Genomic DNA, 26,860 nt, shown 5'->3' on the forward strand with positions numbered 1-26,860 from the left:
AGGAGGGTCAGGAGGGGTCTTCTTGCGCGAACGGCGCGGAGGCCGCGTCGAGACGTTCGACCTCGTCGGCGCTGAGTTCGAGCCCGGGAGCGGCCATGAGCGATTCGAGCTGCTCAGGTGTGCGGGCCGAGACGATCGGCGCCGTCACTCCCTTGGCCAGCAGCCAGGCCAGTGCGACCGTCGCCGGAGCCACGTCATGCGAGTTCGCGATCGCCACGAGGTCGTCGACGGCTCGCAGCCCCTCGGCGTTGAAGTACCCGTTGACCATGGCCCCTCGATCGGCACCCTCGAGGTCGGCCTCGGTGCGGTATTTGCCGGTGAGGAAGCCCGCGGCGAGGCTGAAGTAGGAGAACACCGCGAGGTTCCGTCGCTCGGCCACCGGGCGCAGGTCGGTCTCGAACTCCCGCCGGTAGACGAGGCTGTACTGCGGCTGGATGGCCACAGGTTTGATCAGGCCTTCGTCCTCGCATGCGGCGAACCAGGCGGCCAGCCGCGCGGCGGAGTAGTTCGACACTCCGATGTGCGTGGCCTTGCCGGAACGCACGATCTCATCGAAGACGCGGGCCACCTCGGCGATGGGGGTCACCTCATCATCGCGGTGGGCATAGTAGAGGTCGACGTGATCGGTCTGCAGACGCTCCAGGGAGGCGTCGATGGCGGTGCGGATGTAATCGGGGTTCTGCGTCTTGTGGTCGGGGTGGTCACCGACCTTGGTGGCGATGACGACGTCATCGCGGTTGCCGCGGTCGGCCAGCCAGGTGCCGATGATGGTCTCGGATTCGCGACCGGTGTTTCCGGGCACCCACGCGGGGTAGGACTCGGCGGTGTCGAGGAAATTGCCGCCCGCGGCGACGAAAGCGTCGAGGACCGCATGCGACTGGGCCTCATCGGCCGTCCAGCCGAAGGTGTTCGTGCCGAGGTTGATCGGGAAGATCGACAGCTCAGTGCCGGGGAACTGCTTCCGTGACGTCAAATTCTCCTCCTTCAGTAGGGTGCTCGGCCATATGTGGACCGCACTCCCGCACAACGGAATTGCGTCGGGGACTATTCCGCCGAGGCGACTCACCCTTCCTTCCGCCCCGCGCGGGAGGTCATGAACGCTGCCGTTTCGTACCCGGCGCGGGCGTCCTCCCGCACCTGCTCCACCTGGTCGGGGACCATGGCGGCGAATGCGCGGTCCTTGAACCGCTGCGGCAACAGGCTCACCCACCGGGTGGCCGATCCGATGAAACCGGGAACGGTGACCTCGAACCGGGGCCGCGCCACAGCGTCGACGACGGCGGCCGCGACATCGTCGGGGCGCAGCAGTCGGACCGACCCTGTGCCGGTGCCCGCTGCGAGGACGGTGTCGACGACGGCGGGCATGATGACGCTCGTGTCCACTCCCTCCCCGCGCAGCTCCGCACGCACCGCGCGGAAGTACCCGAGCACCCCGGCCTTGGTCGCAGCGTACGTCGCCTCCCCCGGGACGGGCAGGATCGATGCCGCCGAGGCGACCGCGATGAGGTGACCGCGCCCGGCCCCGCGCATGGCAGGCGCTGCGGCCTTGACGCCGTTGATGACACCGAGGAGGTTGACCTCGAGCTGGGCCCGGGCCGCAGAATCCGGCTCCTCCTCGAAGGATCCGACCCACATGATGCCGGCGTTGTTGATGAGCACATCGACGGGACCGAGTTCGCTGCGGACGGCACCGAGGAAGTCGTCGAAGGAGTCCCTGTCGGCAACGTCGAGGGAGTAGGCGCGCACGCCCAACTCCGCGGCGGTCTCCTGCGCCGCTTCGAGGTCACGATCGCCGATGGCCACTCGAGCCCCGGCAGTTGTGAGGCGCTCGGCGATCGCACGCCCGATCCCGCGGGCCCCTCCGGTGATGGCGATGACCTTGCCTGTGACTGCTCTCGATCTGCTCATGCGGCCACCGCACCCTTCGTCATCTCCCGTTCGATCTCCCACAGGTAGTGGTCGAAGTCGACCTCCATCGTGTGCCGCGGCGAATCGTAGAACTGCTTCTTGTTGCGGTCGTCATCGCGGGCCATCTGCCTGACCATGTCCCGGCGGCTCGGCAGCTCGCAGGCGCCGGTGAGGATCTTCGCCGCCAGCTTCGACTGGACCTCGGACAGCGGCATGACCGCCCCCACCGGTTGGAGCAGTCCGATGAAGAACAGTCCCGGCCGATCCGGATGGACCATCCGCTTCCACAGGGGCAGGTCGTTGTTCTCGACGTCGACGACGTCGGCGGACAGGAACGGGAACGAGACCCGGTATCCGGTGGCCCAGACGATGAGGTCGGCCGGTGCCGAGGTCCCATCGGCGAAGACGACCCGATCCCGCTCGAGGCGCTCGATCCCGGGGCGCGGAGTCACAGCCTTCGCCTTGAGCCGGTCCCGGATCGCGTCCGATTGCACGGGGTGCGATTGGCCCGGGGCGTGCGGGGGCACCGGCAGTCCGTACTTCTTCAGTCCTCCTGAGGCCAGTGCGCCGAGGCGCAGCCTCAACGAGGTCATCCACCACGGAGCCCATCCGGGCAGGACGACCTGATCTGTCGCCATGCCCATGATCGTCTTCTTCATCACCCATTGGCCGCGTCTGATCGAGAGGTTGACGCTGCGGGCCCGATGCGAGCCTTCGACGGCGATGTCCATGGCCGAGTTGCCGGCACCGACGACGACCACATCGCGTCCCTCGAGCTGGTCCCCGCTGCGATAGTCGTGGGCGTGGATCTGTTCGCCGTCGAAGTCCCCCGGGTATTCGGGGTCGGGCCACCGGGCATCCCAGTGGTGCCCGTTGGCGACCATCACGGCGTCGTAGTGCCGGGTCTCGGAACCGGATGCGGACGTGATGTCGACGTCCCAACCGCCACGGCCGCCGCCTCGGCGAACATCGGTGACCTCGGTGTCGAAGGTGATCGTGTGGCCGAATCCGAAGTGTTCGACGTAGTCGCGGAAGTAGTCGTAGACCTGATCGTGGCGGGCGTAGTGCGGGTAGTGCTCGGGCATGGGGAAGTCCGAGAAGGCCATGCGCGGGCACGAGGTGTTGATCTGCAGGGTCTCGTAGCACGCGCTTGTGCCGTTGGGGTTGTCGAAGAGCCACGTGCCCCCGATTTCGCTGCCCTTCTCGAAGCAGTCGAACGGGATGGCCGAGGTGTAGAGGATCTTCGCGGCGGCGATCCCCGAGGATCCCGCCCCGATGATGCACACACGAGGCAGGGTGTCGTTCGGTGGGATGGGCGCGGTCACCTTCGGGGCTCGATGTCTCTGTCTGACGCTGTAAGGCATGTCACAATACTGCCATTGAAAATCAGAATTTTCACTACACTGGAGGAATGAATGTGCAAGCCTCCGAGAATTTCCCCGGCACCTCCTCGGCGGGCATGTGGCGCGGAACCTCACGGGCCGACCGCGACGGGGCACGCCGTGAGCGCCTCCTCGAAGCTGCGCTCGAGCTGTACGGAACGCTCGGATTTCGGGCGACCTCCATCCAGGCGCTGTGCCACGAATCCGGCGTGTCGAGCAGGTCCTTCTATGAGCTCTTCCCCGCTCGGAAGGCGGGGCCGACCGCGGAGGACGGGACAGCACCGGAGTCGTTATCGGCCCAGGAGTCGCTGCTCGAACAGCTCTACATCGTCCTCAATGCGGAGATCGGCGAGGCCATGGCCACGCTGAGGATTCCGGCCGCGGCGAGCCTGCGCGACGCGACCGTCCACGTCGTGTCCGCTGCCCTCATGCCGATGCTGCGCGATGAGCGCAAGGCCCGCGTGCTCGAGGTCGAGGCCGTCGGCGTCAACGAGTCGCTCGAAGCCCGGCGGAGGGAGACGATGCGCATGCTCGCCGCGGCCGTCGATTCTGCGTTCGTGCGGCTGCAGTCCGCCTACGACCTGCCCGACCTCGGTTTCTCGCCGGAGGCGGACGGCGGCGATCTCACCAGCCTCATCGTCGTCGGCGGAATCACCGAAGCCCTGGTCCAGCGCGTGCATACCCCCGTGCCGGAGCGTATGTCGACCACGGCCTTCCTCACTCACATCGCCGAGGTGGCCATGCGCGCCTATGGGGTGGTCCCCGACCGCGGTTCGTGACACGATGGCCCTGTGATCGGCCACCTGTTCGGGTGTCGATGAGGAGAGACAATGGCTGTTTCGCAATCGCGATCAAGACGGGTCACGGGGGCCGCTGTGCTGTCCATCGTCTTGGCGCAGTGGTTCGGGACCTCGCTGTGGTTCAGCCCCAGCGGCGCCGTCGAAGGGCTCTCGACCTGGCTCGGGGCGACACCCGGGCAGTTCGGATGGCTCATCGCCGCCACCCAGATCGGCTTCATCTGCGGAACGCTGCTGAGCGCGGCGACCGGGATCGCGGACCGTTTTCCGCCCGAGCGGATCTTCATCGTCTCGAGTCTCATCGGTGCCGGACTGAACTTCGTCTGGACGCTCGGCCCTTCGGAGCTCACGCTCGTGTGGATCTCTCGCTTCTTCGTCGGCGTCAGCCTTGCGGGGATCTATCCGATGGGCATGAAGATGATCGTCAAACGGGCCCAGGCTAAGTCCGGGCAGGCCCTCGCCTGGCTCGTCGCGATGCTGACCCTGGGCACCGCGATGCCCCAACTCCTGTCGGCGGTCGGGGCCTCCCTGCCCTGGCAGTCGATCATGTGGGGCTCGTCCGCCCTGGCCGTGCTCGGGTCCGTGCTCATCGCCATGATCTCCGGGGGATGGGGAGGGGCGCCGCGCCAAAGCCGTGGAGTGACGCGGGCGAGCGCTGCATCCACGGCGATGACGAGTCCGAGGGCCGTTGGTGAACCGGCGCTGCGCAGACTGTTCCGGGACCGGATGTTCCGAGCCGCCGTCTTCGGGTACGCGGGCCACATGTGGGAGCTCTATGCCTTCTGGGCCGTGGTTCCCACACTCGTCATCGCTGCTGTGGGCGAGAAGAGCGGCTCCACCGGCCTGGCGACGACGAGCTTCCTCGTCATCGCCGCCGGGGTGGCCGGATGTGTGCTCGGCGGAATCATCGCTCGCCGGACCGGTGGTGCCGCCGTCGCCGCAGCGGCGCTCGCGGGCTCGGGACTGATGTGCCTGATCTACCCGCTGCTGCCCGACGTGGGCCCGATCCTCGTCGCGGCCTTAGCGCTCTGGGGCTTCCTCGTCATCGCCGACTCCCCTCAGTTCTCGGACCTGGCCGCCCGTTATGCTCCCGCAGAGCTGACGGGAACGGGGCTGACGGTGATGAACTCCCTCGGCTTCGCCGTCAGCGTCATCAGCATCGTCGTCCTCCAGAGCCTCATCGTGAGTTTCGGAGCCGTCGCCGTGTGGCTGCTCCTGCCCGGCCCCGTGCTCGGTCTGCTGGCGATGCGCCCGCTCGTGCTCGGGCCGAGGTCGCCGCAGCCTCGTCCAGGCGAACGGATTCGTCGGCGGTGACAGCGAGCTCCGGGACGGCCGGCAGAGCACCGTACCGCTGCGACGGCCTCCCTCGAGGTCGCCTTCGGTGCGGTACCGGCCGAGCAGCGAATCTGTCGGGGACACGGACTGCTTGAGCGGACTACTTGAGGAGTCGGTCCATCCTGCGGTCGCTGAGCTTCTTGCCTCCGGTCTGGCAGCCCGGGCAGTACTGCAGTGACTTATCGGCGAAGGAGACCTCCGCGATGGTCGCCCCGCACACCGGGCACGTCTTCCCGGTGCGGCCGTGGACCCGCAGCCGGCGCTTCTTCGCCGCCTTGATCTTCCCCGGCGGCAGCTCGATCAACGCGTCCCGGGCCCGACCGAGTACCTCACGCACCGTCTCGAGCAGTGCCGGTGCGTCGACGCCCGAGGCCGGAGCGAACGGGGAGAGCCTGGCCGCATGGAGGATCTCGTCCGAGTAGGCGTTGCCGATGCCGGCGATGAGTTCCTGATCCTCCAGGACGGTCTTGATCCGAGAGTTCGAACCGGCCAGGGCCGAGGCGAACTGGTCTGCCTCGATGGACAGGGCGTCGGGTCCGGCCCTGTCGATGGCGGGCACCTCGGAGCGGTCGGACACGAGCGAGACCGCGGCGTTCTTCTTCGTTCCCGCTTCACTCAGATCGAAGCCGGCCCCGGACGCCAGATGGATGCGCAGGCCGAGCGGTCCCTTGCCCATCTTCACCGGGCCGGTGGGCACAGCTTCGTACCAGACCAGCCAGCCGGCACGGGCGAAACGACAGACCAGTTCGAGGCCGTCGAACTCGACGATGAGGACTTTGCCGACCCGGGAGACCCCGGTGATCTCGAGTCCGCGGATCGCATCCAGCGGCGGATCGGCGGTCTTGAGGATGCTCAGCTCCCCGATGTCGGTGCGGGTGACGAAGTCGCCGACGACCTTCGCGCGCAGGAAGCTCACCAGTGCGTCGACCTCGGGCAATTCCGGCATAGTCCCAGTATGCGCCCTGGTCGGGACGGAAACCACTGCCCTTGTGAGTCCTGTGCGCGAGGGCTAACGTGGACAGATCACGCATGGGCGTGCCGCGCCATGTGCTTCGACCACTGCTGAAGGAGGTTGACGATGGCAGAGAATGTCGCTCAGAAGCTCATCAACTCACATCTGGAATCCGGGGAGCTCGCCCCCGGCAACGAACTCGGGATCCGGATCGACCAGACACTCACACAGGATGCGACGGGCACCCTGGTCATGCTCGAACTCGAGGCGCTCGGCCTCGACCGGATCCGCACGGACCTGTCGGTGCAGTACGTCGATCACAACCTGCTGCAGACCGATGAGAAGAACCCGGAGGACCATGAGTTCCTCCGCTCGGCGGCCCAACGGTTCGGACTGTGGTTCTCACCCGCAGGCAACGGCGTCTCCCACCCGGTCCACCAGTCGCGGTTCGGCAAACCGGGCGCAACCCTCATCGGTTCGGACTCCCACACCTGTGCCGCCGGGGCACTGGGGATGCTCGCCATCGGCGTCGGCGGTCTCGAGATCGCCATGGCCATGGCCGGTGAGTCCCTCTACATCAGCGCCCCGCAGATCATGGGGGTCGAACTCACCGGCACACTGCCGGACTGGGTCTCCGCCAAGGACGTCATCCTCGAGATGCTGCGCCGCCATGGGGTCAAGGGCGGCGTCGGCAAGATCATCGAGTACCACGGGGACGGGCTGAGGAACCTCACGGCCATGGACCGTCACGTGATCGCGAACATGGGTGCCGAACTCGGTGCCACCGCCACTGTCTTCCCCGCCGACGATGCCGTCCGCGACTACCTCGAAGCCGTTGACCGCGGTGAGGACTTCACCCGCCTCGAGGCGGACGAGGGTGCCGAATACGATCTCACCGACAGCATCGACCTCTCGCAGCTCGAACCGCTCATCGCCGCACCCTCGTCACCGGGCAATGTCACTCCGGTGCGCGAGGTCGCCGGTGACGACGTCTTCCAGGTCGTCGTCGGCTCCTCGGCGAACCCGGGGCTGCGGGATTTCGCGGTCGTCGCCGAGACGCTGGCCGATAGGCAGATCCATCGGCAGGTCTCCCTCGACATCAACCCCACCTCCCGCGAGGTCTTGGCCGACCTGATCTCCGGCGGATGGCTGACCTCGCTGGTGGGATCCGGAGCACGGATCCACCAATCCGGCTGCATGGGCTGCATCGGTATGGGCCAGGCGCCGGCAGTCGGGCGCAACAGTCTGCGGACCATGCCGCGGAACTTCCCCGGTCGCTCCGGCACCGACGAGGACTCCGTGTGGCTGTGTTCGCCGGAGACTGCGGCCGCCGCCGCGCTGACCGGGAAGATCACCGATCCTCGCGACCTCGACATGGACTATCCCGAGGTGCGGCTGCCGGAGAAGTTCTCCGCGAATCCGAAGATGCTCGTCCCGCCGCTCGAACTCGAAAAGGCGCGGGAGGTCGAGCTCGTCAAGGGGTCGAACATCTCGACTCTGCCCGACTTCGAGCCCCTGCCCGACGACATCGATCTGGAGATCCTGCTCAAGGTCGGCGACAACGTCTCCACGGATGAGATCATGCCCGCCGGCTCCCGAGTCCTGCCCTACCGATCGAACATTCCGAAGATCGCCGAGTTCGTCTACATTCAGGTCGACGACACCTACGCCACCCGGGCCGCCGAGCACGACGGCGGACACGCGATCGTCGGCGGTGAGAACTACGGGCAGGGGTCCTCGCGTGAGCACGCGGTCATCGCTCCTCGGTATCTCGGACTGCGGGTGGTGGTGGCGAAGTCGCTGGCACGCATCCACTGGCAGAACCTCGCGAATTTCGGCGTCCTTGCCCTCGAGTTCACGAACGAGGCCGACTACGAGGCAATGTCCCAGGGTGATGTGCTTGAGTTCCGGGGCCTGCGTGATGAGCTCGCTCAGGGAGATTCGATCACCGCCGAGGCGGCCGGGCGGAAGTTCGAATTCCGCCATGGCCTTTCGCCTCGTCAGGTCGAGATGGTCCTCGCCGGCGGTCGCATCGCCCAACGCGCCCAACAGAACTGACCCCAATTACTCCGACGGCGGCTCAGCAACCTGGCGCCAGGTTGCTGGGCCCCCGTCAGGTAGTTCGGGGAGGGCACGAAAACGGCGGCCCGGATACCGTGTTCGGTATCCGGGCCGCCGTCTCGTTTCGAGCGCCCGTGGGCGCCTACGAAGCCGACCGCTGGATCAGCCTCGAACGCTCGGAGCACCTGGACTACCCCAGCGGGTGGCTTCAGCCCTTGACCTTGGCCTCGATGGCCGCGCCGACCTCGGCGTCGATGTTCTTCCAGTACTGGATCGCGTTGGACAGCACCGGCTCCTCGACCCCGTCGGAGAGGCCGCCGGCGACGGTCTCGATGAGACCCTGGCGCTCCTCCTCGGAGTAGACCTCGCGGACCAGGGTGTGTGCCTGGCCGAAGTCGTCGTCCTCGGCGTGCAGGCTGTAGGCGCTGCGGACGAGCTCGCCGTCGGACTCCCAGCTGTTGTCGATCGTGCCCTGGGTGTCCTGGTAGGAACGTCCGTACGAGTTCGGGGCGTAGACCGGTGCATTACCCGAATGGTGGTACTGCATCTGGCCTTCCTTGTCGTACGAGTTCGTCTTCGTCACCGAGGCGTTGACCGGCAGCTGGTTGAAGTTCGTGCCGATCCGGTTGCGCTGGGCATCCGGGTAGGAGAACACGCGGCCCAGCAGCATCTTGTCCGGAGAGATCCCGGTGCCCGGCACGGTGTTCGAGGGGCTGAAGGCAGCCTGCTCGATCTGTGCGAAGTGGTTCGACGGGTTCTCGTTGAGCGTGAACTTGCCGACCTTGATGAGCGGGTAGTCCTTCTTCGACCAGGTCTTCGTCAGATCGAAGGGATTGAACCGGTAGGTCTTCGCCTCTTCGTAGGGCATGATCTGGACGTAGAAGGTCCAGGACGGGTAGTCGCCGCGCTCGATGGCGTCGAAGAGATCGCGGCGGTGGATGTCCGCATCCTCGCCGGCGAGCTTGCCCGCCTCCTCGTTCGACATGTTCTCGACACCCTGATCGGTGTGGAAGTGATACTGGACCCAGAACTTCTCGCCCTCGGCATTGATCCACATGTAGGTGTGCGAGGAGTAGCCGTTCATGTTCCGCCAGGTCTTGGGCAGACCGCGCGGTCCCATGAGGTAGGAGACCTGGTGGGCGGATTCGGGCGAGAGAGACCAGAAGTCCCACTGCATGTTGTTGCTGCGCAGACCCGAATCGGGGGTGCGCTTCTGCGAGTGGATGAAGTCGGGGAACTTCATCGGATCGCGGACGAAGAAGACGGGGGTGTTGTTGCCCACCATGTCGAAGTTGCCCTCTTCGGTGTAGAACTTCAGCGCGAATCCGCGCACGTCGCGCCAGGAATCGGGCGAACCGAGTTCACCGGCGACGGTGGAGAAGCGGGCGAGCATCGGGGTCTTCTTGCCCGGCTGCAGGAAGTCGGCCTTCGTGTAGGCGGAGACGTCCTCGGTGACTTCGAGTTCGCCGAAGGCACCCGATCCCTTGGCGTGGGGGCTGCGCTCGGGCACACGCTCACGATCGAACCGGGCCAGCTTCTCGACCAGGGCCACATCGTGGAGCATGAGCGGACCATCGGCCCCCACGCTCAGCGAGTGGGCGTCGGATTCCCTGGGCGCACCGGACTCGGTCGTCGAGGGCTTGGTGCTGTCATGTCCGGGGTATTCATGATCTGTATGTTGCGTCATCACATCTCCTTCAACCGTTTGATTTCAGGTGACCTCGCGCGTTTCTCCGCCGTTGCCCGACGGAGAGACGTGTCTCCCACCAGATCTGTGGATCGGAGGGTGCACGCGCCTCACCTGATCTCGATTTCCCGACGTCGGCAAAACTCTGTCGGAGTCAGTTTCAACCTAGCGAGGTTCTCTGTTGAGCACAACCAAGGGCGGCCTGTCTTCATTCCCGTAAGCGGTGTCGATCTCCTCACCCCTGCGCTGAGGCGGCCGATCCACCGCCGGAGCCGCCGTCTGACCCGCCGGTTCCCGAGCCCGAGGATCCGCCGCTGTCCGCGGAGGATCCGCTGCCGCCGGTGCCCGACGAACCGTCCGTTCCGCCGCTGGTGTCAGCTGCGCTCCCGGTGCTTCCCGCACTGTCCGAGGCTGTCGTGCCGCTGCTTGTATCGGTGCCGTCGGCGGTCGTCGAACCGGTATCGGTTCCGGTGTCCGTCGTGGTGTCCGCTCCCTGGTCGGTCTGGCCGGAGTCCGTGCCCTGCGAGCCGGTTTCTCCCGCCGAGGTGGACTGTCCGGTCTGACCGTCCGATCCGCTGTCGGATGAGCTCTGCTGCCCATCCGCCCCCGACCCGGAGCCGCTGCTCGACCCCTCGCCGGAGGACCCGGAGTCTGAGGTTCCGGTGTTCGTCTCCTCACCCGTCGTCGACTGTCCCGACACCGATCGTGAGATCTGCGAGGTGCCGGGCGAGATATCGGCGTCGGTGAAGTTCTCGGCCACGACGACAGCGCCGAGTCCGATGCCGAAGGCGGCGACGCCGATCGTCACCGGGTAGAGGACCCGTTTGCGGCGCAGCTTCTGCCACCAGGTGCGCGGTTGCGCGGCAGTTCCGGATCCGGATTGCTCAGCGTGTTCGCCGGGTTCGTCCTCCTTCGCCGAGGCGGCTGTCGAATGCGCGTAGTCACCGGTGGGTTCCGGCGGTGCGAAGGCCGAATCCTCGGCCAGCGAGGGGTCGACTGCGGCGGGTTTCGCAGCATCCGGGCTCTTCGCGATCTTCGCCTTGACAGCCGGGGCCAGCTTGGATCCGACTTCCTGGATCTTCTCCTTGCCTTTGTCGAGGCTGCGCCCGTACAGGGTGACGGCCAGTGCGGTGACGATGCTGGCGACGCCGGCTCCGACGACGGTTCCCGCGACTCCCAGCTGGCCCCCGATGACCGAGGAGGTCGCTGCCGCGCCGGCGCCGGCGATGAGCTGGGTGGCGGAGATGCGTCCCTCGGATGACTTCTCGTTCTCGGGTGCGTCCTGCGCTTCGGGATCAGAGCCCGATTCGATCATGGTCCCTGTCGGAGTGCCGATGGGCATGGTCGAGTCATCGCGACGGATCGGATTCGGTGGAATCACCGGGGTCGTCACATGCTGGGTCGGAATCGGTGCGGCGCCGGGCCGAGCGGCCGCGATCTCCTCGGTGATGAGCGGCAGGGTCTGCGAGTGCCGAGGTGTGTGAGTCGACTCCGCTTCGTCTGCGTACTGATTGTCCGACTGGTCCGGTTCGCCGGTATTCGATGCCACTGATCCTCCCAGAACACGTGCTTCGCACCAGTATCCGGCGTCAGTGTTCGGGCATGCTGAAACGCGGTCTCCGAGCCTGAGAGATCGCTGACCCAGAGAGTCGCGCTTGCACCCTCTGACGTGGAACGATGCAGAACCGTGTGACCTGCGGGACACCCGACTCTCACCATTTTTCCAGCCGTGGGCGCCGTGTGCGCTCAGTGCAGGATGACCGAGCCGAGGTGGTCGCGCGGAAGCTCGGAAGCGCTGAGTTCGAACAGCTGGAAGCGCGGGGCGTGCGGGGCCGCGTCCAGGGTGAGCACGAAGCAGGGCTGTCCTGCGAGACGCGGCGGGCTCGGCTGTCGGGGTCCGATCATCGACAGCCGTCGACGGGAGTCCGCGTCGGGCTCGGGACCGCGGGCATCCTCGACGACCATGAGGTTGACGGCGAAGCACGGTTCGGCCAAGTCGGTGAGCACGACAGCCTGCTCACCGCGGAAGCACATCGGACAGCGTTCGGGCACCCGGCGGGCGGTCCCGTCGACGGTGAGGACCACCTCGGAGGTGGGCAGGAAGGTGCGGTCCATCCTCGGCAGTGCGGAGAACGGACCGGGACGTTCGAGGCGGGCGATGCTCAGTCTCCAGGGTCTCAGATGCGGGGTGAGCGCCTCGGAATCGGTGATCGATACGAGTTCGGTCGTCTCTCCTGCGCCGTTGGCCCATGGCACCGGGGCCCGGTCGTCGAAGCTCGTGAGCACGCGCATGGGACCCACTCTAGACCGAGCAGCCCGCTCCCTGACCCACACGTGCAGGATCCACAGGAGCCGGGCCCACACGCACAGGTGCGGGCCCCCGCACGGAGGATCTTGCCAAACGTCGGGAGAGGACTAGCCTTGAGGGGTGCAGTGCGTCGGCTCGCCTCGGCGCAGGGCATGAACAGCACTCATATCGATGAGGGGCACGCGTCGATGAAGGGCAGGCGGAATCGTTTCCGGGTGCTTTTCGTTCGTCTCGCCAGCACGCCGAACACACGTGCCCACAGGCCTCTCACCGTCGGTCGGAGGGAGGGGCATGTTCGGACCGGACAATGTCCGCAGACGGTGGCGGCCGGAAGAGATCACCGTGACCAAGCCCGATGTCACGAAGCGGGCCATCGCCGCCGCCGCCATCGGCAATATCACCGAGTGGTACGACTTCGGAGTCTACGGCTACCTGGCGGTCGTCATCGAAGGAATCTTCCTGCCGAAGGACTCTGGCCCCATCGGACACGTGATCGTCGCCGGGCTCTTCGCCGTCGCTTTCCTCGTCAGACCTCTCGGCGGGCTCTTCTTCGGGCCGCTGGCCGACAGGATCGGCCGCAACAAGGTGCTCGCGATGACGATGATCCTCATGGCCGCCGGCACCTTCCTCATTGGGGTCATCCCCGACTATGCGACCGTGGGTCTGTGGGCGCCGTTCCTGCTGCTGGCGTGCCGACTGCTCCAGGGCTTCTCCACCGGCGGCGAGTACAGCAATGCGATGACCTTCATCGCCGAATACGCACCGGATCGGCGGCGCGGGTTCCTCGGCAGCCTGCTCGAGGTCGGCACCTTCACCGGGTATGTCCTCGGGGCCTTGTTCGCGACGATCGTCCAGACCGTCTCGACTCCCGAATTCCTCGAGTCGTGGGGCTGGCGGATCCCCTTCTTCATCGCCCTGCCTCTCGGCTTCATCGGCGTCTACCTTCGGACCAGGCTCGCGGACACCCCGGCCTACAAGGAGATGGAGCGGCTCTCCGAACAGGAGGAGCAGAAGAACCACGTCAAAGGAGAGTTCAAGGAGATCTTCAAGCTGTGGCCGAATCTGCTGGCCTGCTGCGGTCTCGTGTTGGCCTGGAACGTCACGAACTACATGCTCACGTCGTTCATCCCGCTCTATTTCCCGATGGTTGAGGACATCCAAGGCAGCGGCGGCGTCTCCGAGCTGACCTCGCAGATCCTGCAGATCATCGTCATGGCCTGCTGCCTGGCCGTCATTCCGGTCATCGGCAAGGTCTCGGACAGAGTCGGTCGCAAGGCCGTCGTGCGATCCGGCGCCATCTCACTCATCGTCCTGTCGTTCCCGTCTCTCTGGCTCGTCCGCGGGCACAGCGACATCGTCGTCTTCCTCGGCCTGCTCATCATGGGACTCAGTCTCATCTGCTTCAGTGCGACGATGCCCTCGACCCTGCCGTCGCTGTTCCCGACGATGGTGCGCGCCGGCGCCCTGGCGATCGCGTTCAATCTTTCGATCTCGCTGTTCGGCGGCACGACCTCGGTGGTGATGACCTCACTCATCAACGCAACCGGATTCCTCATGTGGCCGGCGGTCTACCTCATGGCGGCCGGCGTCATCGGACTCGTCGCCATCCACTTCGTGCCGGAGAGCAACCGCCGCCCGCTGTGGGGATCGACCCCGTCTGCGGCGTCGCGGGAGGAGGCGGAGGATCTCGCCGAGGAGCTCAACAGCAGAGCCGGACCCACCTGAGGTACGAATTCTGCTTCAGGCGCCGGTGGGCTCCTCGGGTGTCAGGACCTGCACAGGCAGAACGGGTGACCGGCCGGGTCGAGGAAGACGCGGAACGTCTCACCCGGTTGCTCGGGGGCTTTGCCCGCACCGATCTCAAGCACGGACTTCTCCGCAACATCGAGGTCGTCGACGATGACATCGAGGTGCATCTGCTGCGGGTGAGCCTGACCGGGCCAGCTGGGCGCGTGATAGTCCTCGACCTGCTGGATGCAGATCGGCGGCCAGGAATCGGAGGTGACTTCCGCCCAGGTGCCGTCCTCGTCGACCGCGACCGTCCAGTCGAGGAGTTTTCCGTAGAACTCCGCGAGCTCGGCGGCGTCGGGAGCATCGAGCACGACAACGGGCTGCTTTGCTATAGCCATGCCCCGAGTCTACGCCGCGGCACGGACATGTCGAGGGCCCCGGCAGCCCCCGGGTCCAAGCAGTGGACGATCTGCTCGAGAGGCAACGGCAATCGCGCCAGGGACCCTGTTCGCGGAACGATGACGTGGCGTAAGATTGTTGAGCAGATCCGCCGGGCGAGCGATCGCGCCGGCACCCCAAGCGAAGGTGCGCGATGAGTTCTCACACTCTGCCTGTCGGCGACACTCCGGCGGTGTACATCATCCACGACAATCCGGAATGGATCGCCCCACTCACCGAGGCGCTCGATCGCCTCGACGTCCCTCATATCGAGTGGCTGCTGCCCGAGACCACGATCGATCTTGCTGCCGAACCTCCACAGGGGCTGTTCTGGTCGCGGCTGTCGGCGTCGGCGCACACCCGAACCGATCCGCATGTGAAGGAGTACGGACGCGCGGTCCTCGACTGGCTCGCCGCCGCTGGGCGCCGGGTCCTCAACGGTCGCGACGTCTACGAGCTCGAGGTGAGCAAAATCCGTCAGCATCGCGAGCTGGCCGGCCGCGGCTTCGACGTGCCGCGCACCGCAGCCGCATTCGGACCGCAGGCGCTCGTCGAGGCCGCGGGGACCTTCGCTCCCCCGTTCATCACGAAGCACAATCAGGGCGGGAAGGGACTCGGTGTCCGCCGCTTCGACTCCCATTCGGAGCTTTCCGACGCGGCTGCAGATTTCGCACCCCGCGGAGCGAATGCACCGATCGACGGCATCACCCTCATCCAGGAGTATGTGCAGCCGGCGCAGCCATTCATCACCCGTGCCGAATTCATCGGCGGCCGTTTCCACTATGCGGTGCGCGTCGACGTCTCCGGCGGGTCCTTCGAACTGTGCCCAGCCGATGCCTGCGAGATCCCCAGAGCCGAGGCCTCGAACAGTTCCGCTGCCACTCCGGTCAGCCAGTTCTCCCGCCGGGACGACATCACCACCGAGACACCGCTGATCGCTCACCTCGAGACGCTGCTGGTCGATCTTGGTGTCGCGATCGCCGGCATCGAGTTCATCGAAACTCTCGACGGCCGCCAGGTCGTCTACGACATCAACACGAACACGAACTACAACCCGACCGTCGAAACGGCCGAACAGCTGGCCGGTCGGCGGCCGGCCGCCGACCGGATCGCCGATTTCATCGCCGACACCCTCGCCGAGGTGGCCCCGCCGTCCGCGTCGCTCGCCGGGTCCGCATCCCGGTGAGCATCCGCATCCGGGTACTCACGGATCTGCTGACTGAGCTGCGCGCTGTCGGGCCCGGGCGTCGTGCGCTTGTGGCCCTCGACGGGGTCGACGGGGCCGGGAAGTCGACGATCGCCCGGGAACTCGTCGGTCTCGCGCAAAAGGGTTCGGGCGGTGCCGGCACTGCGTCGGTTCGTCCGGTCGCCACAGCTGGCATCGACGGGTTCCACCACGAGCGGGCGGTTCGCTGCGCCCGCGGCAAGGGACCGGAGACCTTCTACCGGGATTCCTACGACTACAGCGCATTCGTCGAGTCGGTCGTCGAACCCTTCCGCAGGGGTGAAGCGATCGTTGCTGCGGTGTGGGACGTCGACGCGGACCGGCCGATCGAGCCGGAACCTCGGATCCTGCCCAGCGACTGCGTCCTCCTCGTCGAAGGGATCTTCCTCCACCGTCCCGAGCTGCGCAATCTCTGGGATGCGAGCGTGTGGGTCGATGTGCCGTTCGAGGTCTCGGTTCCTCGCGGCAATGAGCGGTTTCCCGGACGCTTCGATGCCGACCCCGAGGATGAGTCGAACCACCGATATGTCGGCGGCCAGCGCCTCTACTTCGCCGAGGCGACCCCGTGGGAGCAGGCGACGTGGGTGCTCGACAACCGCGACCTCGACCGGCCGACCTTGACCGGTCGGCCCTGACTCGTTCGATCTGACAACTGTTCTTGTCAGAGTGGTAGGGTCGAGGGGCTACAGGGGAGCGCCGAAGGAGCCGACGCTGAGAGTGCACACGCAGACCCTTTGAACCTGATCCGGTGAGCACCGGCGGAGGAAGTGGAAGAGCAATGACCACCACAGACATCGACACGACGATCACCGTGGCCGCCGACGGAGCAGTGTCGGCACTGATGAGGTCGACGAGCAGACAATGGGCGGAGGCCGTCGACCACCGATTCGTCCGCGAACTCTTCGCCGGCACGGTCGACGACGCGGTCATGCGTGACTATCTCGTGCAGGACTATCAGTTCTTCGAGTCGTTCCTGTCCATGCTCGGTGCCTGCGTCGCCCATGCCGATGAGCTCGATGCGAAGCTGCGGTTCGCCCGGCAGCTGGGGATGCTCGCCGCCGATGAGGACACGTACTTCGTCGACTCCTTCGCCGAGCTGGGAGTGCTCCCCGATGGGTATCTCGACCCTGAGCTCACGGCGCCCACGGCGGGGTTCCGTGATCTCATGGACGAGTCCGTCACCTCGGCGTCATATCCGCAGCTGCTGATCGTCCTCGTCGTCGCCGAATGGCTCTACCTCGACTGGGCCGAATCCCAAGAGGCAAAACCGTCGCGCCAGGTGCACCGAAGATGGATCGACCTCCACCGAGGCGACGCTTTCCACGGTTGGGTGCAGTTCCTCGTCGACGAACTCGAACGCGTGTTCCCGACAGACGACGACCAGGGCTCAGACGCCGAGACCCTGAGTCGCACCTGGCACCAGGCCGTCGCCCTCGAATGCGACTTCTTCGACAACGTGTACGAAAACTGAGCCACCCCGGACTGCACACCGCAGCTGCCCAGCCCGCTGACCTAGACTGACCTCATGAGCACAGGTGTTGATGCAGTCGTCGTCGGATCCGGCCCCAACGGCATGGCCGCCGCGGTCACCCTGGCCCGCGCCGGGCTGTCCGTCGAGGTCTTCGAAGCTCAGTCGACGATCGGTGGCGGCGCCCGCACCCTCGACCTCGGTTTGGCGCCGGGCGTCACTCATGACATCTGCTCGGCCGTGCACCCGCTGGCCATTGCCAGCCCCTTCTTCGTCGACTTCGACCTGCGTGCCCGCGGCATGGAGCTGACCACCCCCGAGGTCTCCTACGCCCAACCCCTCGACGCCAAGCCCGCCGCGCTGGCGTTCCACGATCTCGACGAAACGGTCGACCGCCTCGGCGAGGCGGGACCGGAATGGCGACGTTTCTTCGCCCCTCTGCTCGATCGTGTCGATGACGCGATCTGGCTCTCCCTCGGTGACAAGCGTTCCGTGCCGGAGACACTGCGCGATATTCCCGGAATCGCGAACGTCGTGAAGTTCGGCCTGCGGCTGCTGAGCCAGGCCAGTCCTGCCTGGAACATTCCGCTCTCCCACGAATCGAGCCAGGCCCTGTTCACCGGCGTCGCCGCGCATGCGATCGGCGGACTGCCGGCGATGGGCACAGCGGCCACCGCGACGATGCTCTCCACAGTCGCCCACGCCGACGGCTGGCCCTCCCCCATCGGCGGTTCGCAGGCGATCATCGACTACCTCGTCGCCGATCTCGAAGCCCACGGCGGAACCGTCACCACGAATGCGCGCATCGACCACATCTCCGATCTGCCAGCGGCCCGCGCCTATCTTCTCGACACCTCGGCGCTGAACGCCGCCCAGATCTTCTCCGGACTGCTTCCCGGCAAGGTCGACCACAGCCTGCGTTCGTTCAAGCACGGCAACGCCGCCGCCAAGGTCGACTTCGTCCTCGACGGCCCGGTCCCCTGGTCCGACCCCGAAGTGGGCCGGGCCGGCACCATTCACGTCGGGGGGACCCGAGCCCAGATGGCCGCCGCCGAGGCACAGGTGATGTCCGGACGGATGCCGGCCGACCCCGTCTGCCTCGTCTCAGACCCCACCGTCTTCGACCCCTCACGCGAGGTGGGCGGACTGCGGCCGCTGTGGACGTACTGCCATGTCCCATTCGACTGCCCGCTCGACCCGACCGAGTACATCACCCGGCAGATCGAACGCTTCGCCCCCGGCTTCCGCGACCGCATCGTCGCTCACAATGCGATCCCCGCCTCCGAGATGGCCAGCCACAACCAGAACTACATCGGCGGCGACATCGCCACCGGTGTTGTGTCCTTCTACCGCATGATGGCTCGCCCGCGCACCAGCTGGGACAACTACAGCCTCGGCGTGCCGGGGGCCTTCCTCTGCTCGGCGGCGACCCCACCGGCCCCGGGCGTGCACGGGATGAACGGCTGGTTCGCCGCCCGCCGAGCGCTGAAGACCCGCTTCGGCATCGACGAGGCGCCCAGCCTGGCACCGGGCGACTGACTGATCGAGTCCGTCCCCACGGGGACGCACCACCATCTCAGACGTGATCGAATCGGGCACAGATTGTCGGGCGGGACACCCTGGGCCACCGGAAGTATGGATGAGTGAAGGGAGAGATCGTGATCGCTGAACTCAATACACTCATCGACGTCATCGAGTCGAACCTGACTGCCGATTCCGCGGAGTCCGTCGAGGTCGGTGCGCTGGCCGCCAGGCTCGGCACGACCGAGTATCACCTGCGGCGGATGTTCTCATCGCTGGCGGGAATTCCGCTCTCGGAGTATGTCCGCAGGCGCAGAATGACCGTCGCCGCCGGTGACGTCATCGACGGTGAGGATCTGCTGGGTGTGGCGGTGCGGTACGGATACGGATCGACGGAGGCATTCACGCGCGCCTTTCGGTCCGTCCACGGTACGGCTCCGTCCGAGGCACGGCGCAACGGCGGTCCCCTTCGCAGCCAACAGTCACTCAGGTTCCGCCTGACGATCGAAGGGAGTTCGACCATGGACACCAGAATCATCGACCACCCCGCATTCGCACTCATCGGCCATGCTGTGCGTGTGCCGCTCATCCACGAAGGAGAGAACCCGCACATCCGCGAGTTCGTCGCTTCGCTCCCGCACGCCGAGCACGAACGGCTCAAAGAGCTCTCGGACACGACGCCAGAAGGGCTGCTCCAGGTCACGGACGGTGTGGATCCCGACTACCGCGAAGGAACCGACCTCACCTATCTTCATGGGGTCGCGATCTCGTCGGCCGCCTCGGCGCCGGAGGACCTCGATATCATCGATGTCCGGGCCGGGATGTGGGCCGTCTTCACAGCAAGCGGCCCGTACCCGATGGCACTTCAAGACACGTGGGCGGCCACGGCCGGCGAATGGTTCCCGTCGAACCCGTGGCGACTGCGTCCGGGGCCCTCGATCGTGTCGATTCTCGATCGCGCCGAGGACTTCAGCACCGCGACGACGGATCTCTGGCTGCCCGTGGAGCGGGCCTGACTCAGCCCCGCACCCACCGGTCGGCATCGTCGTCGTAATGCCATTCGACCACCTCGGTGACGGCGTCGATGACGTCGTTCAGCCAGAACGTCGTATCCGGGTGCCAACCCGCCATCAGACTCGCGGTCCGATCGTCGGTGTTCCCCACCGTGGGGAAGGTCTCCGATGCCTCGCCGAGGTGGGCCTCGGCTACGTCGATGACCGCACCTGCCGTACGCAGATAGCCGGCCAGACCGACGTGGACGCCGTCGAATTCCTCGGACACCTGTGACCAGTCCGGGATGACCCAGCGCCCTTTGCGGTCGGTGGCCTCGAACCACACCTGGCGGCGTTGGGCGGTGACGTCGAGCGGATAGCGACGGCACAGATCCGCCCAGTCTGCAGGTCCACGGATCTCGGCGATGCGAGCGTCCGAGCGCAACCGCAGGCGGCAGGCCCGGGCGCGCTCGAGACCGAAATCGTCCTCGACGAGTTCCACGCCGATCGGCGTTCCGTGCGGCCAGGTCCCTGTCGATGACCAGAGTCCGCCAGGCGGTGTCGAGCACCACTCGCCGCTGACCTCGCCAAGGGGATTCTTCACGAAATCGTGGCGATAGTCCGTCTCCGTGGTGAGGACGTCGGCGAGCCACTCGCCGAGCCCCCAAGGCGGGTGGATTCCGCTCCCGGTGCTGGTCGGATGGAGATCGGTCAGAGTGATCTCCGGATGCTCCTCTGACGAGTCGGCGGGGCCCGGCTCAAGGTCGAAGACCGCCGGCAGTGAACCACGATGCACTTCATCATCCCAGGCCAGAGCCCATTGATCATTCGGATTGAGCGCCAAAGACCAGCTGTCGAGCAGTCCGGTGTCAATGAGGATCTCGGCGAAGCGACGCAGGGCTTCGCGCACTACGGGGTCGGAAGCGATCTGGTTGTGGCCGTGCGGAGGCTGCCAGTACATGGCGCCGGAGATGACCTCGGCCATCTCGTTCTCGAGGTCATCTTGGGTCGGGATCACCGGTGTGACGAGTCGTAGCCGCGCCGCGACGTCGGCTGAACTCATGGCCTTCGGATCTGGACCAAGTTCTGGTTCCGTCTCGAGTTCTGGTTCGGATCCCGCCTCCGTGCCGTCTTCGCGGACGTAGATCGTCACCGCGACTCCCTGCGCCCTATCGACGCGTGAGCCGGCGGCGAAGACGGCGCTGCGGAACTCATCCAAGGCACGCGCTTCCTCGGTGAGGGGCTCAGCTTCGTCGTCGAATTCGTCGGTCCGTCCGCGCTGGGCCAGCCCGAAAACGAGCGAGCGTCCCCGCGGGGACGTCAGCAGATCCTCGGCGGTGATCCGGCCGTCCGGATCGGTCGGGTACGTGGTCATGGTACCGAGACTACGCGACCGCGTCGACGCTCGGAGGCGCAGTTCCTCCGCGCGTCCGCCGCACCTTCAGCCAGTCGCGAAGCGCCGCGGCACGAGTTTCTCCAGGGGCAGGAACGCCGCCCAGCAGACGACGGTCGGCAGGAAGTGGATGCCCAATGCCAGGTACGTCATGAGGTGGAAGAGGCAGAAGAACGCGACGACCGCGTAGAGCCACTTGCCCTTGAGGAACAGGGCGACCGGTGAGAGGAACTCGAAGACCAGCGTCGCCCACTGTGCGGCGATGAGGAGGCCGGGCATTTCGAGGAACGGCTTCGACCATTCGGCGCCGCGGCGCATGAGCGCCCAGATGATGACCGCACCGTTGGCCCAGTGGGTGATGTTGCCCGAAGCGATCCACTTCATCAGCACCGAGTAGAAGTAGGTGAGCACGACCGAGATCTGCACGATCCGCAGCGCCCAGCCGGCCCGCACCGAGGCGGTGCTGACATCACGGAATCGGGCGGTGCCGATCGTCGGCAGGACGAAAGCGGCGATGACGAGCGCCATATGATCATGCGCCACGTACCCGTATCCCTGGGTGTAGAACATCCACGCGCCGAAGCTGATCGCCACCGCCCAGCCGCTGAGGCGCTGGAGGATTCCGGCGGCGGCGAGCAGGGAGAAGACGATGATGAGGGTGAGCAGGATCTGCGCGCCGAGGACGCTGACCGCGGGGATGTGGAGGAACCTCGCCAGCCACAGCGGCTGGTAGAACTCGGGTGTCCAGCCGTGGGCGATGACGTCACCGGAGATCGTGTGCACATCGATGATGATGAAGACGTAGATGAAGACGCGGAACACGGCCACCCGGGCCAGTGGCACGGCGGGCATGAACCAGCGGAGGAACGGATTCCGGTCGGCCGCCTCGGCGGGGGTGGTCGTCAATGTCGGGGTGCCGCTCATCGGACCTCCCAGGTTGCCAGCGTCGTCTGTTCGGGTTCGCCGATGGCAAGGCCGTTCTGCAGCTGGGTGGTGGTGCGGCAGAGGATCATCGTTTCGGGTTTCGGTTCGTTCGGGTGCAGCCGGGCGTACGAATCGGCCATCGACTGCATGAGCTCGGGGTGGGCGATGACCCGGTCGAGCTGGGATTCGACGTCACCGCGTTCGATGCCGACGGTCGCGGCGTTGAAACCGAGGCGACGCGGTTCCTCCTCGTCGGGGAACTGGGCTTCGATGCAGGTGGAGTTCACGGTGCCGTTGAGGTCTTTGGCGGTGGCGTACTGGGTGAGCGAGCCGAGCGGGAAGAAGTCATTCGTGTTGAGGAACTGCCCGCAGGTGAGGATGACGAACGCAACGGCAGGAACGACGATGCGCCAGGCGACGGAGACCTTCGACAGCGGTTTCACGCGGGTCGGGCCTTTGGCGCTGCGGGAGCCGGGTGGGGCGGACTCGCCTGTGCCGTCCACGGCGGACGCGGCAGCGGGATCCGCGGCGGCGGGGTCCTGGCTCGTCAGGAGACGGCGCTTCTTCTCTTCCATACGCTTACGGGACTCGTCCTCTCGGGTGCGGCTCGTTCGCTGACAATCCTATCCGCCCAGAACTACCCGACGGCGGCTGAGCAACCTCGCGCGAGGTTGCTCAGCCGCCGTCGGGTAGTAATAGGGGTCAGGAGCTGCGGGCGTAGAGGTTGAGCTGCTCCCAGCCGGCCGCATACTTCTGGAAGGCGGCGACGGCCGATTCCGAATCATCGTTGCTCAGAGCGGTGACCCACGAGTCGACGAGCTCCGCGGCCTCGCTCGGCCACAGCACATCGGACATCCCGCCGAGGTCGAGCTCGAGGATCGAGTTCATATCGAAAGTGTCGATCCACTCGGCCAGAACCGAGGTCTGCTCGACCATGTCGACGACCTTCGAGCTGTCCGCGATCGTCTCCGAAGCCCATTCCATGCGCGCCGAGGCGGCCAGAATGTCCGTGCGGATGAGCACCCGCAGCCCCTCGTCGGTCTCCTCCGTGATGACCTGATCCTCGGTCAGGGAGAAGAACAGCCACCACGACGGCGGCACGTCCCACGCCGAGACCCGGGTGAAGATCCGCGTGTCCTTCGCGTCCTGCAGCCATTCCGCACGGCGGCTGGCGGCACGTCGGCGGGCGGTCTTCGGAGCGACGATGTCCAAGGTCGCCTTCGAGGTGTGCTCGGTCAGCGACTCGAGCGCCTCCCACCCGCGGATGTCCTCTTGAGCAGGGCAGAAACGGTCCACCCCGTCCGCGGTCTGAGACGCAGGAAGGAAGATCGGAGTGCGCCGAAATGAGTCGGCCACGGGCGACGGAGGCAGGGAGATCAAGCGCTTGTCGGCGTCGTGGGAAATCTGCTCCTCGACGCGTGACCGGTTGTCCTCCACCTGCCTGTCTTGCAATTCGGAATGCACCACAAGAGGTTCGAAGATCCGCAGGGTGACGACATAATCGCGACGGTAGGCCATGGGCTCAGCCTATCCAAGGTCCACTCACAAAATGGAACTTCGCAGTATGAACAGGTAGGATTTAAGCGCATAGCAGAGATCTAGTCCGGGGCAATCGGCCCCATTGACGACGGAGGGGGTCACGCCAGTGGGTCGCGGCCGCGCAAAGGCAAAGCAGATCAAGGTAGCTCGGAAGCTGAAGTACTACAGCCCGGATACCGACCTTAATAGACTCCAGCAGGAGCTGGGCGCCGACGCGCGCCAGTCTGGTCCGTCCGATCCGTACGACGATGAACCCGACTACTCTGATTACGCCGACAAGTACAATGTCGACGATGACGACGAGGACGATGACTGAGCTCAGATGAGTGCAGCCGCGCACGGCTGATCTGACATCGCAGAGGGCGGGGACTTCGGTCCCCGCCCTCTGTCGTGTGCGGATGTCGTGTGCGCATCTGATTGTGGGCACACGTGTTCTCCCGCTCCGGACATTTCCTCGCCGAGGCGGCCGTGCCCTCCCGTGCATCCCCCACCGTTGGCAGCATTCCCTCCAGCCCCGCGGCCATCACTCATCAGAAGCAGCACACCCTCGTGCAGGAGCACGAGGGTGTGAGAGTACGGGTGAGGGATGCTTCGCGGCGCGGCGCCGCGCGGCGCCTACTGCAGGATCGCGGCGCCGCCGTCGACGCCCTTGGCACCCTGCACATAGTAGGGATCGGAGTTCAGAGAACCGTCATCGGCAGCGACGTCGCCGAGCACCCAGGCCCCTGGGCTCGCGGCGAGCACACCGTCGACCGACTCCGCGTCGACGACGAGGACCATGCCCACGCCGAGGTTCCAGGTGCGTTCCCGGTCGTCCTGCGGCACTCCGCCGAGGTCGCCAAGCACGGAGAACACCGCCGGGATCTCCCAGGAGGCACGCGACATCGTCGCGACCAGACCCTGCGGAAGCACCCTGGCCACATTGGCAGACAGTCCCCCGCCGGTGACGTGCGAGACCGAATGCACGGCATCCGGCAGCGCGTCGAAGAGAGCGGCGAGCTCACCGGTGTAGACATGGGTGGGAACGAGCAGCTCCTCACCGAGGGTGCGGCCGAATTCCTCGACCTGCCGATCCAGGCCCCATCCCGCCTCGGCGATGATGTGGCGGACCAGGGAGTAGCCATTGGAGTGGATGCCCGAGGACGGCAGACCGATGAGCACGTCCCCGGCGCGGACCTTCTCGGGTCCGAGCAGCTTCGAGGCCTCGACGACGCCGGTGGCCGCACCGGCGACATCGTACTCGTCGACCCCGAGCAGGCCCGGATGCTCAGCGGTCTCCCCGCCGACCAGCGCGACACCGGCCGATGCGCAGGCATCGGCGATTCCGCGCACGATATCGGCGATGCGTTCGGCCACGACCTTGCCGCAGGCGATGTAGTCGGTCATGAACAGGGGTCGGGCGCCGCAGACGATGATGTCGTCGACGACCATGCCCACGAGGTCGTAGCCGATGGTGTCGTGCTTGTCCATGGCCTGCGCGATGGCGACCTTCGTGCCCACTCCGTCGGTCGACGAGGCGAGCAGCGGACGCTCGAAGTCCTTGAGCACGGAGACGTCGAAGAGTCCGGCGAATCCGCCCATCCCACCGACGACGTGCGAGTTGTGGGTGGCCGAGACGGCGGCCTTCATGAGTTCGACGGCGCGGTCTCCTGCCTCGACGTCGACGCCGGCGGCGGCATAGGTGGTGGACTTCGGGTTCGCTTCGGAACTCAACTCAGCATCCTTTGTCGGCGGGTGTGTTGTTGACGGGAATCGGGTAGTCGCCGGAGAAGCAGGCGGTGCACAGCTGGCTGCGCTCCTGCTGGGTGGCGGCGATCATGCCGTCCAGAGAGATGTAGCCGAGAGAATCTGCGCCGAGGTTCTCGCAGATCTCGTTCGTGGTCAGTCCGTTGGCGATGAGCTCGGCTCGGGTGGCGAAGTCGATGCCGTAGAAGCACGGCCACTTCACCGGCGGGGAGGAGATGCGCACATGGACCTCCGCCGCCCCGGCCTCGCGCAGCATCCGCACGAGGGCCCGCTGGGTGTTTCCGCGCACGATCGAATCGTCGACGACGACGAGGCGGCGGCCTTCGATGTTCTCCCGGATCGGGTTGAGTTTGAGGCGGATGCCCAGCTGCCGCAGGGTCTGCGAGGGCTGGATGAAGGTGCGTCCGACATAGGCGTTCTTCATCAGTCCCTGACCGAACGGGATGCCCGAGGCCTCGGCGTAGCCGACGGCCGCCGGCGTTCCGGATTCGGGTGTGGCGATGACGAGGTCGGCGTCGACTGGGTACTCCTCGGCCAGCTGCCTGCCCATCTGGGTGCGTGCGGCGTGGACGTTCTTGCCGGCGAGCATGCTGTCGGGGCGTGCGAGATAGACGTATTCGAAGACGCACCGGGCCTGGTCCGGTTCGGCGAAGCGGTGCGAGCGCAGACCGTCTTCGTCGATGGCGATGAGCTCGCCGGGTTCGATGTCGCGCACGAACTTCGCGCCGACGATGTCGAGCGCCGCAGTCTCCGAGGCCACGACCCAGCCGTTCTCCATCCGTCCCAGCGACAGGGGACGGACCCCGTGCCGGTCACGGGCGGCGTAGAGGGTGTGCTCGTCCATGTAGACCAGCGAGAACGCTCCCTCGACATGCGGCAGCAGGTTCAGCGCCGCCTCGGTGAGGTTCTCTCCCTCTTCGGTCGCGAAGAGTTCGGTGACCAGGGAGGTGTCGTTCGACGAATCCCGGAAGGGCCGGGTGCGGGCCGTCTTCCTCGTGGCCGCCTCCACGACCTTCGTCGCGTGGTCACGACGGGAATCGGCCATGGCTTCGAGCGCGTCGAAGTTCGTCAGGTTGCCGTTGTGGGCCAGCGCCACGGTGCCGAACGGGGTCGGTCCCAGCGTGGGCTGGGCGTTCTCGAACGAGGGCGAACCGGTCGTCGAATACCGGGTGTGCCCGACGGCGATATGGCCCTGCAGTAGCTCGAGGTCGCGTTCGTGGAACACCTGGGAGACCAGACCCATATCGCGGTAGATGAGGATCTGCTTGCCGTTGCTGGCAGCGATTCCCGCGGACTCCTGTCCGCGATGCTGCAGGGCGTAGAGCCCGAAGTAGGTGAGTTTGGCGGTTTCCTCGCCGGGGGCCCAGACTCCGAACACACCGCATTCGTCCTGCGGTCCGCGGTCCTGGGGGTCGATTTCGTGCGTCAGCTGCCCGTCTCCTCTTGCCACGAG

24 protein-coding genes and 1 riboswitch are annotated in these 26,860 nt (G+C 66.2%); of the genes, 10 read left to right on the forward strand and 14 right to left on the reverse strand.

From position 1 onward, the window contains the following. Positions 1-7 precede the first annotated feature (7 nt). From FHG09_RS16445 to FHG09_RS16455, 3 genes are all read right to left on the reverse strand, one after another. Entirely contained in the window at positions 8-973 is a 966-nt protein-coding gene (locus FHG09_RS16445) for an aldo/keto reductase (protein WP_152348720.1), read from the reverse strand. Positions 974-1,062: 89 nt separating this feature from the next. Continuing rightward, positions 1,063-1,908: an SDR family oxidoreductase gene (locus FHG09_RS16450; protein ID WP_152348721.1), complete on the reverse strand. Its 846-nt coding sequence runs from the start codon at positions 1,906-1,908 to the stop codon at positions 1,063-1,065. After that, a complete protein-coding gene (locus FHG09_RS16455) occupies positions 1,905-3,272 on the reverse strand; it encodes a flavin-containing monooxygenase (protein ID WP_152348722.1) in 1,368 nt (455 codons plus the stop codon). The genes FHG09_RS16450 and FHG09_RS16455 overlap by 4 nt, the downstream gene beginning before the upstream one ends. Before the next feature lie 47 nt (positions 3,273-3,319). On the opposite strand from FHG09_RS16455, the gene FHG09_RS16460 reads away from it, so the two are divergent. Beyond that, positions 3,320-4,069: a TetR/AcrR family transcriptional regulator gene (locus FHG09_RS16460; protein WP_152348723.1), complete on the forward strand. Its 750-nt coding sequence runs from the start codon at positions 3,320-3,322 to the stop codon at positions 4,067-4,069. Positions 4,070-4,120: 51 nt separating this feature from the next. Then, the gene (locus tag FHG09_RS16465) at positions 4,121-5,401 is read left to right on the forward strand and encodes an MFS transporter (RefSeq protein ID WP_152348724.1); all 1,281 of its coding nucleotides are present in this window, start codon (positions 4,121-4,123) and stop codon (positions 5,399-5,401) included. Between the two features lie 121 nt (positions 5,402-5,522). On the opposite strand, the gene FHG09_RS16470 is transcribed toward FHG09_RS16465, so the two are convergent. Next, on the reverse strand, positions 5,523-6,368 hold the full coding sequence (locus FHG09_RS16470) for a DNA-formamidopyrimidine glycosylase family protein (protein WP_152348725.1): 846 nt from the start codon (positions 6,366-6,368) through the stop codon (positions 5,523-5,525). A gap of 132 nt (positions 6,369-6,500) precedes the next feature. Between FHG09_RS16470 and FHG09_RS16475 the strand changes: the two genes are divergently transcribed. Beyond that, entirely contained in the window at positions 6,501-8,432 is a 1,932-nt protein-coding gene (locus tag FHG09_RS16475; protein ID WP_152348726.1) for an aconitate hydratase, read from the forward strand. A 211-nt stretch (positions 8,433-8,643) separates the two neighbouring features. On the opposite strand, the gene FHG09_RS16480 is transcribed toward FHG09_RS16475, so the two are convergent. The 3 genes from FHG09_RS16480 to FHG09_RS16490 all read right to left on the reverse strand — a co-directional run bounded on the left by FHG09_RS16480 (position 8,644) and on the right by FHG09_RS16490 (position 12,414). Continuing rightward, positions 8,644-10,122 carry a catalase gene (locus FHG09_RS16480; RefSeq protein WP_152348727.1) on the reverse strand — a complete coding sequence of 493 codons (1,479 nt, stop codon included), beginning with the start codon at positions 10,120-10,122 and terminating at the stop codon, positions 8,644-8,646. A 235-nt stretch (positions 10,123-10,357) separates the two neighbouring features. Then, positions 10,358-11,671, reverse strand: a complete 1,314-nt coding sequence (locus tag FHG09_RS16485; protein ID WP_152348728.1) for a hypothetical protein — start codon at positions 11,669-11,671, stop codon at positions 10,358-10,360. Between the two features lie 197 nt (positions 11,672-11,868). Next, complete coding sequence (locus FHG09_RS16490; RefSeq protein ID WP_152348729.1) at positions 11,869-12,414, reverse strand: HutD family protein; 546 nt, start codon at positions 12,412-12,414, stop codon at positions 11,869-11,871. A gap of 307 nt (positions 12,415-12,721) precedes the next feature. On the opposite strand from FHG09_RS16490, the gene FHG09_RS16495 reads away from it, so the two are divergent. Next, positions 12,722-14,155: an MFS transporter gene (locus FHG09_RS16495; RefSeq protein WP_152348730.1), complete on the forward strand. Its 1,434-nt coding sequence runs from the start codon at positions 12,722-12,724 to the stop codon at positions 14,153-14,155. 41 nt (positions 14,156-14,196) lie between these two features. Here FHG09_RS16495 and FHG09_RS16500 read toward each other — a convergent pair whose 3' ends face one another. Next, a complete protein-coding gene (locus tag FHG09_RS16500) occupies positions 14,197-14,559 on the reverse strand; it encodes a VOC family protein (protein ID WP_152348731.1) in 363 nt (120 codons plus the stop codon). A gap of 194 nt (positions 14,560-14,753) precedes the next feature. On the opposite strand from FHG09_RS16500, the gene FHG09_RS16505 reads away from it, so the two are divergent. From FHG09_RS16505 to FHG09_RS16525, 5 genes are all read left to right on the forward strand, one after another. Then, positions 14,754-15,785, forward strand: coding sequence for an ATP-grasp domain-containing protein (locus FHG09_RS16505; RefSeq protein ID WP_152348732.1), 1,032 nt, complete (start codon positions 14,754-14,756; stop codon positions 15,783-15,785). Then, positions 15,782-16,459, forward strand: coding sequence for a uridine kinase (locus tag FHG09_RS16510; protein ID WP_227492821.1), 678 nt, complete (start codon positions 15,782-15,784; stop codon positions 16,457-16,459). Before FHG09_RS16505 ends, FHG09_RS16510 begins: the two co-directional genes overlap by 4 nt. A 42-nt stretch (positions 16,460-16,501) precedes the next feature. Next, positions 16,502-16,608: riboswitch (TPP riboswitch) on the forward strand. Beyond that, positions 16,603-17,295: a TenA family protein gene (locus FHG09_RS16515; RefSeq protein WP_152348733.1), complete on the forward strand. Its 693-nt coding sequence runs from the start codon at positions 16,603-16,605 to the stop codon at positions 17,293-17,295. (Overlaps the previous riboswitch by 6 nt.) A 54-nt stretch (positions 17,296-17,349) precedes the next feature. Continuing rightward, entirely contained in the window at positions 17,350-18,831 is a 1,482-nt protein-coding gene (locus FHG09_RS16520) for a phytoene desaturase family protein (RefSeq protein WP_152348734.1), read from the forward strand. A gap of 119 nt (positions 18,832-18,950) precedes the next feature. Beyond that, positions 18,951-19,829, forward strand: a complete 879-nt coding sequence (locus tag FHG09_RS16525; RefSeq protein ID WP_152348735.1) for an AraC family transcriptional regulator — start codon at positions 18,951-18,953, stop codon at positions 19,827-19,829. A gap of 1 nt (position 19,830) precedes the next feature. On the opposite strand, the gene FHG09_RS16530 is transcribed toward FHG09_RS16525, so the two are convergent. The 4 genes from FHG09_RS16530 to FHG09_RS16545 all read right to left on the reverse strand — a co-directional run bounded on the left by FHG09_RS16530 (position 19,831) and on the right by FHG09_RS16545 (position 23,640). After that, positions 19,831-21,180: a hypothetical protein gene (locus FHG09_RS16530; RefSeq protein ID WP_152348736.1), complete on the reverse strand. Its 1,350-nt coding sequence runs from the start codon at positions 21,178-21,180 to the stop codon at positions 19,831-19,833. A gap of 66 nt (positions 21,181-21,246) precedes the next feature. After that, positions 21,247-22,122 carry a hypothetical protein gene (locus FHG09_RS16535; protein ID WP_227492822.1) on the reverse strand — a complete coding sequence of 292 codons (876 nt, stop codon included), beginning with the start codon at positions 22,120-22,122 and terminating at the stop codon, positions 21,247-21,249. Beyond that, on the reverse strand, positions 22,119-22,697 hold the full coding sequence (locus FHG09_RS16540) for a hypothetical protein (protein WP_152348738.1): 579 nt from the start codon (positions 22,695-22,697) through the stop codon (positions 22,119-22,121). The genes FHG09_RS16535 and FHG09_RS16540 overlap by 4 nt, the downstream gene beginning before the upstream one ends. A gap of 127 nt (positions 22,698-22,824) precedes the next feature. After that, the gene (locus FHG09_RS16545; RefSeq protein ID WP_152348739.1) at positions 22,825-23,640 is read right to left on the reverse strand and encodes a hypothetical protein; all 816 of its coding nucleotides are present in this window, start codon (positions 23,638-23,640) and stop codon (positions 22,825-22,827) included. A 127-nt stretch (positions 23,641-23,767) separates the two neighbouring features. Here FHG09_RS16545 and FHG09_RS16550 point away from each other — a divergent pair, with 127 nt between their 5' ends. Further along, positions 23,768-23,977 (forward strand): DUF3073 domain-containing protein, encoded by a 210-nt coding sequence (locus tag FHG09_RS16550; protein WP_152348772.1) that lies wholly within the window; start codon positions 23,768-23,770, stop codon positions 23,975-23,977. A 299-nt stretch (positions 23,978-24,276) separates the two neighbouring features. On the opposite strand, the gene purM is transcribed toward FHG09_RS16550, so the two are convergent. Continuing rightward, positions 24,277-25,374, reverse strand: a complete 1,098-nt coding sequence (gene purM / locus FHG09_RS16555) for a phosphoribosylformylglycinamidine cyclo-ligase (RefSeq protein WP_152348740.1) — start codon at positions 25,372-25,374, stop codon at positions 24,277-24,279. A 1-nt stretch (position 25,375) separates the two neighbouring features. Next, positions 25,376-26,857, reverse strand: coding sequence for an amidophosphoribosyltransferase (purF, locus tag FHG09_RS16560; RefSeq protein WP_152348741.1), 1,482 nt, complete (start codon positions 26,855-26,857; stop codon positions 25,376-25,378). Between the last annotated feature and the right edge of the window lie 3 nt (positions 26,858-26,860).

The organism is Brevibacterium sp. CFH 10365 (assembly GCF_009299785.1).
GTDB classification, from domain to species: domain Bacteria; phylum Actinomycetota; class Actinomycetes; order Actinomycetales; family Brevibacteriaceae; genus Brevibacterium; species Brevibacterium limosum.

What these genes read in the sequence shown, in the direction of transcription:
- FHG09_RS16535 (WP_227492822.1), bottom strand. Translation starts at nt 22,122, where the DNA reads ATGAGCGGCACCCCGACATTGACGACCACCCCCGCCGAGGCGGCCGAC.
- FHG09_RS16495 (WP_152348730.1), top strand. Translation starts at nt 12,722, where the DNA reads ATGTTCGGACCGGACAATGTCCGCAGACGGTGGCGGCCGGAAGAGATC.
- FHG09_RS16455 (WP_152348722.1), bottom strand. Translation starts at nt 3,272, where the DNA reads ATGCCTTACAGCGTCAGACAGAGACATCGAGCCCCGAAGGTGACCGCG.
- FHG09_RS16475 (WP_152348726.1), top strand. Translation starts at nt 6,501, where the DNA reads ATGGCAGAGAATGTCGCTCAGAAGCTCATCAACTCACATCTGGAATCC.
- FHG09_RS16470 (WP_152348725.1), bottom strand. Translation starts at nt 6,368, where the DNA reads ATGCCGGAATTGCCCGAGGTCGACGCACTGGTGAGCTTCCTGCGCGCG.
- FHG09_RS16460 (WP_152348723.1), top strand. Translation starts at nt 3,320, where the DNA reads ATGAATGTGCAAGCCTCCGAGAATTTCCCCGGCACCTCCTCGGCGGGC.
- FHG09_RS16520 (WP_152348734.1), top strand. Translation starts at nt 17,350, where the DNA reads ATGAGCACAGGTGTTGATGCAGTCGTCGTCGGATCCGGCCCCAACGGC.
- FHG09_RS16545 (WP_152348739.1), bottom strand. Translation starts at nt 23,640, where the DNA reads ATGGCCTACCGTCGCGATTATGTCGTCACCCTGCGGATCTTCGAACCT.
- FHG09_RS16465 (WP_152348724.1), top strand. Translation starts at nt 4,121, where the DNA reads ATGGCTGTTTCGCAATCGCGATCAAGACGGGTCACGGGGGCCGCTGTG.
- FHG09_RS16505 (WP_152348732.1), top strand. Translation starts at nt 14,754, where the DNA reads ATGAGTTCTCACACTCTGCCTGTCGGCGACACTCCGGCGGTGTACATC.
- FHG09_RS16500 (WP_152348731.1), bottom strand. Translation starts at nt 14,559, where the DNA reads ATGGCTATAGCAAAGCAGCCCGTTGTCGTGCTCGATGCTCCCGACGCC.
- FHG09_RS16490 (WP_152348729.1), bottom strand. Translation starts at nt 12,414, where the DNA reads ATGCGCGTGCTCACGAGCTTCGACGACCGGGCCCCGGTGCCATGGGCC.
- FHG09_RS16450 (WP_152348721.1), bottom strand. Translation starts at nt 1,908, where the DNA reads ATGAGCAGATCGAGAGCAGTCACAGGCAAGGTCATCGCCATCACCGGA.
- FHG09_RS16530 (WP_152348736.1), bottom strand. Translation starts at nt 21,180, where the DNA reads ATGACCACGTACCCGACCGATCCGGACGGCCGGATCACCGCCGAGGAT.
- FHG09_RS16480 (WP_152348727.1), bottom strand. Translation starts at nt 10,122, where the DNA reads ATGACGCAACATACAGATCATGAATACCCCGGACATGACAGCACCAAG.
- FHG09_RS16515 (WP_152348733.1), top strand. Translation starts at nt 16,603, where the DNA reads ATGACCACCACAGACATCGACACGACGATCACCGTGGCCGCCGACGGA.
- FHG09_RS16540 (WP_152348738.1), bottom strand. Translation starts at nt 22,697, where the DNA reads ATGGAAGAGAAGAAGCGCCGTCTCCTGACGAGCCAGGACCCCGCCGCC.